Source organism: Limnofasciculus baicalensis BBK-W-15 (genome assembly GCF_024178385.1).
Classification (GTDB): Bacteria; Cyanobacteriota; Cyanobacteriia; order Cyanobacteriales; family Coleofasciculaceae; genus Limnofasciculus; species Limnofasciculus baicalensis.
This window is the reverse complement of record NZ_JAMZMM010000239.1, coordinates 1-9,551: the sequence shown is the minus strand read 5'-3', so window position 1 is coordinate 9,551 and position 9,551 is coordinate 1. Positions and strand designations below refer to the sequence as shown.

General features: G+C 43.2%; 6 protein-coding genes. All 6 read right to left on the bottom strand.

What is annotated here, in order from left to right; translation table 11 throughout:
* The coding region (locus tag NJ959_RS20140) for a molybdopterin-dependent oxidoreductase (protein WP_254013530.1) at positions 1 to 1,748 on the bottom strand (1,748 nt) is incomplete at its 3' end.
* A 508-nt stretch (positions 1,749 to 2,256) separates the two neighbouring features.
* Positions 2,257 to 3,054, bottom strand: coding sequence for a nitrate ABC transporter ATP-binding protein (locus NJ959_RS20135; RefSeq protein WP_254013529.1), 798 nt, complete (start codon positions 3,052 to 3,054; stop codon positions 2,257 to 2,259).
* A 212-nt stretch (positions 3,055 to 3,266) separates the two neighbouring features.
* On the bottom strand, positions 3,267 to 5,273 hold the full coding sequence (locus NJ959_RS20130) for an ABC transporter ATP-binding/substrate-binding protein (RefSeq protein ID WP_254013528.1): 2,007 nt from the start codon (positions 5,271 to 5,273) through the stop codon (positions 3,267 to 3,269).
* A gap of 173 nt (positions 5,274 to 5,446) precedes the next feature.
* Positions 5,447 to 6,289 (bottom strand): nitrate ABC transporter permease, encoded by an 843-nt coding sequence (ntrB, locus tag NJ959_RS20125; protein WP_254013527.1) that lies wholly within the window; start codon positions 6,287 to 6,289, stop codon positions 5,447 to 5,449.
* A 159-nt stretch (positions 6,290 to 6,448) separates the two neighbouring features.
* Complete coding sequence (locus tag NJ959_RS20120; protein WP_254013526.1) at positions 6,449 to 7,786, bottom strand: CmpA/NrtA family ABC transporter substrate-binding protein; 1,338 nt, start codon at positions 7,784 to 7,786, stop codon at positions 6,449 to 6,451.
* Between the two features lie 462 nt (positions 7,787 to 8,248).
* A partial coding sequence (locus tag NJ959_RS20115; protein WP_254013525.1) for an AAA family ATPase occupies positions 8,249 to 9,551 on the bottom strand: 1,303 nt, incomplete at its 5' end.

Genomic DNA, 9,551 nt, shown 5'->3' with positions numbered 1-9,551 from the left:
TGTTGGTTGTTGGTTGTTGGTTGTTGGTTGTTGGTTGTTGGTTGTTCCCCACTCCCCACTTCCGACTCCCCATTCCCCACTTCCGACTCCCGACTCTCAGGAGATGGCCATTGGAGGGGACCTTCTTCTTGCAATCGCTGGTGACTGATGCCTGTCATGTCGCAAACTCGCCCACGGGTGAGTTGGACGAATTCGGCGTAAACGGCGGCTGAGTCGTGAAAGTCAAAATGTTTAGCGAAACCTAAACGCCTACCGACTTCAGCAAAGATTTCCCAATCTGCTCTTGCTTCTCCTGGGCGGTGGCGGAAACTAGGACATAGAGTCACCCGCCGTTCGGAGTTAGTCATTGTACCTGTTTTTTCACTCCACTGGGCTGCTGGTAACAGTAGATGAGCATAAGCAGAGGTTTCAGTGGGGTAATAGGCATCCTGATAGACGGTGAAGGGTGACTTTAACAGAGCGGCTTTGGTCCGCTCTAAGTCTGGCAAACTGACGGCTGGGTTAGTCGCAGCAATCCAGAATAATCCTACTTCTCCCCGTTCTAAACCCAAAATCATATCCCAAATATCCCTACCAGGATGGGGCGAAATTTGCCCTGGTTGAAGTCCCCAAAACTGCTCTACCTCTGCTCTATGTTGGGGATTCTTTAATAACCGATAGCCTGGTAAAAGATTAGCGAGTCCTCCTGTTTCTCGTCCACCCATAGCATTGGGTTGACCTGTGAGGGAAAATGGACCTGCTCCTGGTTTGCCAATATTACCAGTCATCAGGTGTAGATTAATAATCGTCCGTACTTTAGCTGTACCTTCAGAAGACTGATTTACCCCCATGGACCACATAGAGAGGACGCGCTTTGACTCTGCCCAGTATTGAGCCGCTTTTTCTAGTTCATCGATGGGGATACCGCAAGTGCGAGCAACAATTTCGGGGGGGTAGTGGCGAATGACTTCGGCGTAAAGGGAGAAGTCTTTAGTACAGTCCTCAATAAACATGGTATCAAGCTTGCCCCACCGCATTAATAAGTGAGCGATACCATTAAGTAAGTCAATATCTGTACCTGGTTTAATTGCTAAATGGAGGTCAGCAACTTCAGCCGTGGCAGTCCGACGGGGATCGACCACAATCATTTTTACCTTGCGGTTCTTTTTGTGGTATTTGCGGAGGCGGTTAAAAATAATTGGGTGACATTCTGCGGTATTAGTACCAATTAAAAAGGCACAGTCTGTCTCTTCGATATCGTCATAGCAGCAGGGCGGACCATCGGAACCAAAGCTTTGAGTATAACCTGAGACTGCTGAGGACATGCAGAGGCGAGAGTTGGTGTCAAAATTGTTGGTACCGAGATAGCCTTTTAGTAATTTCTGGGCGATATAGTAGTCTTCGGTTTGTAATTGACCGGAACCGTACATGCAAATTGCCTCTGGACCTTGGGTGAAGCGAACAGTCTGAAGGCGATTGACGATTTGATCTAGGGCATAATCCCAACTTACCTGACGAAATGGTTCATTTAGGGAATCCCGCATCATTGGATACTTGAGGCGGCTTTTGTCTAGGGATTCGGCTACTGTTGCACCTTTGACACAAACCATGCCCTGGCTGGATGGATGGGCGCGATCGCCTCTTACCTGCCAAATAGGATTTCCCTGACTATCTCTATTGGTTGCTCTCCCTGCTTGAGCTGGAGGCGATACTTCAAGTCCACAGCCAACGCCACAGTAAGGACATAGTGTTTTAGTCGAGTCACTCATAGGGATATCACTATTTTTGTTGTTTGTTGTTTGTTATTTGTTGTTTGTTGTTATAAATTTATAACCAACAACCAATAACTAATTAATTAATTAATTTTACTAATAAGCAAGTTAAATAATTGCTATTGAATTTTCCAAGTTTTTATTGGTTGCAGCTACAACAATTACACTTTCAGTATCTAAAATTGGTATAGTTTGTCACAAAACCTTGGCTTTTATGAGTTTAGTGCATCATAGTAATTTGGTTTTCGCATCGCTTGCCTTGAGGGGGAGCGGGGAGCAAGGGCTATATTCGGTACTCCTGTCTTGGCAGTGGGTAGTTTACACCATTATTCACAATCAATTTTGTAGGGGTGTCAGGATTCGGGCGAAACCCAAAGGTTATCGCCCGAATATTGTTAGTTTTTGTTGAGATTGTATCGCCAGGGACAGGGTGAAGCTATTGCTGATTTTTGTTGTTATCATATCCGGGGAATGCTTCACCCCTACATAATTTAATAGATTAAGCTTAATCTGCTGCATCATCATGAGCATATCGTCGGAACAAGAAGTCCAGCGCATAGTTCCGCAATTCGTAGTATTGAGGATCTTCCATGATGCGAGCGCGATTTCTGGGCCGAGGGAAGGGAATTTCCATGACTTCACCAATTTTAGCGGCTGGACCGTTGGTCATCATCACGAGTTTATCGGCTAAAAATAGTGCTTCATCAATGTCGTGGGTAATCATTAATACGGTTACCCGATGTTCCCGCCAAATTTTCAGTAATTCTTCTTGCAATTCTTCTTTAGTAATTGCATCTAATGCACCAAAAGGTTCATCTAGAATCAAGATTTCTGGGCGAATCGATAAAGCACGGGCAATCGCAACTCGTTGTTTCATCCCGCCTGACAGTTGTCCGGGCTTTTTATCAGCCGCGTCACTTAATCCCACCATATCTAAATGTTCCCGCACGATCGCTTTTTTATCTGCTTGGGATTTTCTGGGATAAACTGAATCGACTGCTAAGTAAACATTTTCATAAGCACTCAACCAAGGTAGCAGAGCATAACCTTGAAACACCATCATTCTGTCTGGACCTGGTTCAAGGATACGTTTACCTTGGAGTTGCACTTCACCGTATGTGGGTCTGGAAAATCCAGCTACCATGTTTAACAGAGTTGATTTTCCACAACCAGAGTGACCGATTAGGCAAATAAATTCACTTTCTTGGACGGTGAGGTTAACGCCATCAAGAACTGTGTAAGGACCATCTGGAGTAGGATAAATCTTAGAGACATCTTCGATTAATAGAAAAGGCTCTCCCATTTTGGATTCCTTCTTTTGTAATTTGGCGTTGTTAGAGTTGTTAGGTTTCAGGGTCATCATAGTCGTTGGTTGTTGGTTGTTGGTTGTTGGTTGTTGGTTGTTGGTCGTTGGTCGTTAGTTGTTAGTCATTTCTTGCTGATTTCTCGTTCATCATTGTTCGTTGATTGGCAAATAACCAATAACAACCAACCAACAACCAACAACAACTGACTCTATGGTACTGAAGTCAAGACACTATCAATGTCAATTTCTTCGATTAAAATTTTGCGTTTGATTGTCAACTTTCTCAGATATCCAATTGGTTCGTCTGGGTCAAAAACCGTGCCATCAAACAGGTTGATAGGCATCCGATCTCGTTCAACATCGGGAAGCTCTAACTCCCGTGCTGCTTCACCAAATATGTCTGTACGCCAAATCCTTTCCAAAATGGTGACCCAGTTTTTCGGGAATGATGTGATTCCCCAACGGGCTAGTTGAGTCATAATCCACAGGGCTTCTACACGATCCGGACAGTTGGATTTGTCAACATAAAATTGATTGTAGCGATGGAGTATTTCTGGTTGGCTCCGCATTCCCCGATTATAGGGATCGATGAAACCTGGACGGATATATTTTAGATCTACACCAACATATTGCTCTTGACTCAATAAGGTGGCAATTTCTTCGCGGTTGCGCCAGTCATCGCAGTATTCGCAGGCTTCCAATAATGCCTTGACTAAAGCCAAGTGAGTTTGTGGATATTGATTTGCCCACTCTTCCCTGACACCAAGAACTTTTTCGATATGACTGGGAAAAATATCTAAATCTGTGGCTACTACCACACCTAATTCTTCACTAACTGCACGGGAATTCCAGGGTTCACCCACACAATATCCGTCAATATTTCCTGCCTTCAAATTGGAGACCATTTGTGGGGGTGGAATTACAGCTAAACTGACATCATTGTCAGGATCGATGTCCCCATTAGCTAACCAATAACGTAGGATCAGATTCTGCATGGAAGAGGGATATACCATTCCCAAAGTGTGAACTTTGTCTGGTGTCTCCTGAATCGCTTCTCGGAAATCTGCTGCGGTACGAACACCTAAGTCGTAAAGATGCTTATTTAAGGTGATAGAATTGCCATTGCGGGATAAGGTTAATGCACTTACTATGGGAACTCTGGGTTTATTTCCCGCCCCTAATGTGAGGGTGATGGGCATCCCTGCTACCATGGCTGCTGCGTCTAAGTGTCCTGATACAATCCCTTTGGCAATTGCACCCCAACTTGGTTCGCGATTAAGTGTTACTTGTTCTAATCCGTGTTTCTCGAAAAAGCCTTTTTCTTTGGCAATAACTAGGGGGGCGCAATCAGAGAGGGGAATAAAGCCAATTTCTAAATTGACTTTTTCTAAACCGTTGCGGGCGATGGGTTTAAGTTTACCAGCTTTCCGCATTTTGTCTTTCTTCTGCTGGTTGAGGAAGTAAATTATTTCGTTGCGGTAATTATAGTAACTGGGATGATTTACTACTTCCAGACGTTGGCGGGGACGAGGAATTTCCACATCTAAAATTTGCCCGATGTGAGATTCTGGTCCGTTAGTTAGCATGATAATCCGATCGGAAAGTAGCAAGGCTTCATCTACGTCGTGAGTTACCATAACGCAGGTAAGTTGGCTCTCTTCACAAATTTTCATTAATTGCTCTTGTAAACCGCCTCTGGTTAGTGCATCTAGTGCGCCAAATGGTTCATCTAAGAGCAGTAATTTAGGGCGAATAGCGAGGGCGCGTGCGATCGCAACTCGTTGTTTCATCCCACCAGAAAGCTCACTAGGGCGCTTCTTGGCTGCAAGTCGCAATCCTACTAAATCTATGTGATGTTCGACAATACCTTTACGTTCCCCTTTGGGTTTATTAGGATATACTTCATCTACTGCTAAGGTAATGTTTTCCCTTACTGTTAGCCAGGGGAGTAGAGAGTAGTTTTGGAATACTACCATCCGATCTGGTCCTGGTTGGGTTACCTGTCTTCCTTCTAGGGTTATACCCCCATGGGTGGGTTTATCCAGTCCAGCAATAATATTTAATAAGGTAGATTTTCCACAGCCGGAATGTCCGATTAAGGAAATGAATTCACCCTGTTTAATTTTTAGTTCAATATTCTTGAGGGCTATATATTCCCCTCCATTTGCGAGGGGAAATACTCTATCAATGTGGTCAACTTCTACAAATATCGACATGGTGTTAGTCCTTAGTTGTTGGTTGTTTGTTATTTGTTCTTGGTTGTTTGTTCTTGGTTGTTTGTTCTTGGTTGTTAGTTGTTGAAACGTGATTTTTGAATGCGTTAATTTTGAGTTTGGTTATGGCTTGTTCTTGAACCAATAACAAATAACCAACAACCAACAACTAATGACTATTTCTGTTCTTCCGGTACCACCTTACTGGCGATAAATGCTACCATCCTGTCTAGGAATAAACCAACTACACCAACGTAGACAAGAGCTAGCATAATTTCACTGATAGCGGAACTGTTGTAAGCATCCCAGATAAAGAAGCCAATTCCGACACCACCGACTAACATTTCAGCAGCTACAATGGCTAACCAAGATAAGCCTATTCCAATTCTCAAGCCTGTAAAGATGTAGGGTACTGCGGAGGGAAATAGGACTTTGAAGAAGTATTTTTGCTTGGATAGGCGGAGGACTCGTGCTACGTTTTTGTAATCTTGAGGGATTTGTTGGACACCAACTGTTGTGTTGATAATAATCGGCCAAATGGCAGTGATGAAGATAACGAAAATAGCGGAGGGTTGACTATCGCGGAAGGCTGCTAGAGAAATTGGTAACCAAGCGAGAGGAGGGATAGTACGCAATACCTGAAAGATGGGGTCTACTGCATCGTACATGAAGGGATTCGCACCAACCAATATTCCTAAACCGATGCCAACAATGGCTGATAGAGAGAAGCCAATCGCCACCCGTCCCAAACTAGCAGCAATTTGCAATCCTAATCCTTTATCTGTGCCACCTTCATCAAAGAAGGGGTTGATAATGAGGGGGTCCCATGTCTCTTGAAACACTTTTAACGGACTAGGCAAATTTGCTTCAGGACTCATACATAGCAGTTGCCATACTGCCATAAAAATTACCATAGCAATTAATGGACGGATAACTTTCTGCGAGTTTTTCTGTATGAATGTAACCAGGGGATTTGCTTTAACCTGGCGTTGGGTACGGGTGTCGATGTTTGTTGCCATTGTTAATTATTGGAGGAATGTAATAGTTGAATATTAGTAGATGCAATAGGGGGAGTTAGCTCTGTAGAGGAGGATTTGGGTAAGTGGGGGTATCTGGTAAATATTTTTTTTATTCCCCACTCCCCATTCCCTACTCCCCACTCCCCACTCCCTCATCGATTAAGCCTTTTTAATTTTGAGACTCTTCAAGTATTCTTCTGGCTTTTCTGGGTCAAATTTCACGCCATCGAAGAAGGTTTCTACACCACGAGAATCGCTGGTGGGGATTTGAGCTTCTGGTACTTTAAGAGCTTTGGCTGCTTCTTTCCACAAGTCGGAACGATTGACTTTATCAACTAATTCCTTTGTTTTTGTGTCAGCGGGCATGTAGCCCCACCGGATATTTTCAGTGAGGAACCAAAGATCGTGACTCTTGTAGGGATAGGAAGCATTATCTGACCAGAATTTCATTAACAAAGGACTATTTTCTACAGTCTTACCATTCCCATAATCAATGTTGCCTTGAGAACGTCCGAGAATGTCTGGTTCTGGTACTTTTAACCATTTACGGCCAGAAATAATTTTGACCATTTCTGCTTTATTTTCTGCTTTATCGCACCACTGTTGAGCTTCTAGGATAGCCATAAGAATTGCCTTAGTAGCTTTGGGATTTTTATCTACCCAATCAGCACGCATTGAGAAGGCTTTTTCTGGATGATCTTTCCAAAGTTCTCCTGTTACTAATGCGGTATAACCTAGTTTTTGGTTCACTAACTGAGCATTCCATGGTTCTCCAACACAGAAAGCTTCCATCCCCTTACTTTTGATATTTGCCACCATTTGGGGAGGAGGTACAGGGATAACTGAAACATCCTTTTCTGGATCGATACCACCTGCGGCTAACCAGTAGCGCAGCCACAAATCGTGAGTACCACCGGGAAAAGTCATAGCGACTTTTAGTTCTTTACCAGCAGATTTTGCTTTAGTAAAGGCATCTTTGAGTAGTTTGCTATCAGCACCAACTTTCAGATCTTTATAAGTATCAGCGATGGAAATAGCTTGACCGTTAGTATTCAACCGCGCCAGAATATACATTGGCACTGGTTGTTTATTCTTGGTTTGACCCAAAGACATCTTGTAAGGTATGGGAGTCAATATATGCGCCCCATCAATACCATTTCCTTGGGAACCTATTTCCAGATTCTCTTTAGTTACTATCCAAGAGGCTTGCTTGACGACTTCCACATCTTTCATGCCGTACTTGGCGAAGAGTCCCTTTTCTTGAGCAATAATTAAAGGGGCAGAATCAGTTAGGGCAATAAATCCTAATTTTGCTGTGGTGACTTCCGGAGTCTCAATTGAACCAGCAGCCGCTGGGGAAGATGGACTAGATGGACTTTCTGATGTGGCGGTATTATTTGAACCACTACTGCCAGATGTGCAGGCATTAAGCCATAGAGAGGCTGCGGTGGTTGCGCCTGCGGTGACGATGAATTTCCGTCTGGTGAATCTAGTCATTTTGCTTCCCTATTTACTCGTTACTTCTTGGTTTCAATATTTAGAGAAATTACTGGAAAAAGCACCCAAAACGGCTGACCTTATTTCTCTAGAACTTACTGGATATAGACTCACCCTCAACTGTATGTTATTTGAGGAAAAATGAGTCGTATTTATTCTATTTCATTTATAACAATGACATTCTTTAAATTATGGATTAGTAGCTGTTGTTACAAAATGTTGCGATTAAATGATTTTATCGCATGAAGATGATTCTTGTTTTACATCAGAGACAAGTTATCCTTTAACTGCGATTGGTCGCATTTATTCTATTTCGGTTACAAAAAATACATTTTTTAAATTAGGGTTTAGTAGCTTTTGTTACAAAATATCGCAATAGGATTAATTTACCGCATGAAGATGATTCTTGTTCTACATCAAATAAAGCGATCGCAACGCCAGCCTTCGGCATCGCGAATCTCTCTACCTCAGCCCAGCATATTTGCCGAAATCCTCTTCTATCAGGATTTTCCCCATCTTCTGATACTCTCGCCGAATTGCGCGGATGAGGTGAATCATCTTGATGACTCCACCGTCGTCAGCGGCAAGGTATGCTGCCGCCAAAGCAATATTGCGAATATTTGCCCCGGAAATCTCAAAGTGATGTGCCAGGAAATCCAAGTCTAAATCTGATATAGACACAGTATCCGGCCAGATTTGCTGCCAAATCAGACGGCGCTGCTTTTGATTGGGAAAGTGAAACTCAATAATAAAAGCCAAGCGTCGCACAAAGGCATCGTCCATATTACTGCGGAAATTAGTAGTGAGAATGGCGACTCCTTCATATTCTTCCATTTTCTGAAGGAGGTAGCCAATCTCAATATTAGCATAGCGATCGTGAGCATCTTTGACTTCAGAACGTTTGCCAAACAAAGCATCTGCTTCATCAAACAAAAGAATAGCGTTGGAGTTGGCAGCAGCGGTGAAGATTCGGTTGAGATTTTTCTCTGTTTCGCCGATATATTTACTGACAATTTGTGATAGATCTATTTTATGCAAGTCTAGCTTCAATTCACTGGCGATGACTTCAGCCGCCATGGTTTTGCCAGTGCCAGGTGGTCCAGAAAATAGAACATTTAGCCCTTTGCCGAGAGAGAGTTTGCGGTTAAAACCCCATTCTTCCTGGACAAGATAATGGTATTTTGCGCGATCGCAAATTTCTCGAAGTTGGGTTTTAGCATCGGGTGATAATATAATATCGTCCCAGCTATATGTCGGCTCGATTTTCTGGGTAAGGGCGGCTAAATGATGTCCGGATTGGCCACGAGCAGCAGCAAATAGGGCATCTATGGTAATTTTTGATAATTCATGGGATAATCCCTTACTAATTTCCCAACGAACCTTATTCTCCGCACTCTTGACTGCGTTGGCAATTTGGTGAGATGTGAGGCGGAATCGGTTTGTTAAAGTATCTAAATTAATGTTATCTAGAGATATATTGGCTTCTGTTAGGTAAGTTTGCCAAGATTCCCGTCGCTGTTCAAAATTAGGGAGGGGAAAAGATACTGTTATTATCCCAATTACTGTTGTGGTTGCGGGTATCCATGGCTGAATGCCAGATAGGATGGTGATGGTTGGTTTGTGTGGAGTATCCTGTTTTGGCAAAGATATTTGTTTGTCGCTAGAGTTTTCACCCCCCTTGAATAAGGGGGGAGTATCCTGTTTTGGGAAAGATATTTGTTTGTCGCTAGAGTTTTCACCCCCCCAGCCCCCCTTATTTAAGGGG